This window comes from Streptomyces sp. CA2R106, assembly GCF_037034245.1.
In the GTDB taxonomy this organism is placed as follows: Bacteria; Actinomycetota; Actinomycetes; order Streptomycetales; family Streptomycetaceae; genus Actinacidiphila.
The window spans coordinates 1-786 of the sequence record NZ_JBAGKC010000147.1; the positions used below are offsets into that span (position 1 = coordinate 1).

The window sequence follows — 786 nt, forward strand, 5'->3', positions numbered from 1 at the left end:
GCCGCGCGTGTACACGGTGCCGGTCCGGTCGGGGTCCGGGTCGTAGAGCCGCTCCAGGTCCCAGCCGCGGTCCCCGGGCAGCTCCGATATCGCGTCGCGGCCCGAGGCGACCAGGTCCCACAGCTGCTCGGGCGACGACGCGCCGCCCGGGTAGCGGCAGGCCATGCCGACGATCGCCAGCGGCTCGTCCGCCTCCACCCGCCGCCTGACCGGTGTCCGGGTGGCAGGGGCGGTGGCGGCCGCGGGTTCGGCGTCCGCGACCTGGGTCACCAGGAAGCGCGCCGCCGCGAGGGAGGTCGGGTGGTCGAAGACCAGGGTCGCGGGCAGCTTGAGGCCCGTGGCCTGGGCGAGCCGGTTGCGCAGCTCGACCGCGGCCAGGGAGTCGAAGCCGAGGTCCTTGAACGCCCGGCCCGGGTCCACCGCGGCGGCCGACGCGTGCCCGAGCACCGCCGCCACCTGCGCGGTGACCAGGTCCAGCGCGATCTGCTCCCACTGCTCGCGGTCCACCCCGGCCAGCCGTGCGGCGAGCGAACCGCCCCCGCCGGCCTTGGCCGTACGCCCGGGGGTGCGGACGAGTCCGGCCAGCAGCGGCACCGCGGTGCCCGCCCGCGCCTGCTCCCGCAGCGCCGCCAGGTCCAGCAGCACCGGAGCGACCAGCGCCGCGTCCACCTTCTGGGCCGCGTCCAGCAGTTCGAGCCCCAACTCCGACGGCAGCGGCTGCACACCCATCCGGTTCAGCCGCGTCAACTGTCCGGTGTCCAGTTCCCCGGTCATCCCGGTCTCGGC

General features: G+C 76.3%; 1 protein-coding gene. It reads right to left on the reverse strand.

Annotated elements, in window-relative coordinates:
- The coding region (locus WA788_RS35440; RefSeq protein WP_335984604.1) for an acyl carrier protein at nt 1-774 on the reverse strand (774 nt) is incomplete at its 3' end.
- Nucleotides 775-786 lie beyond the last annotated feature (12 nt).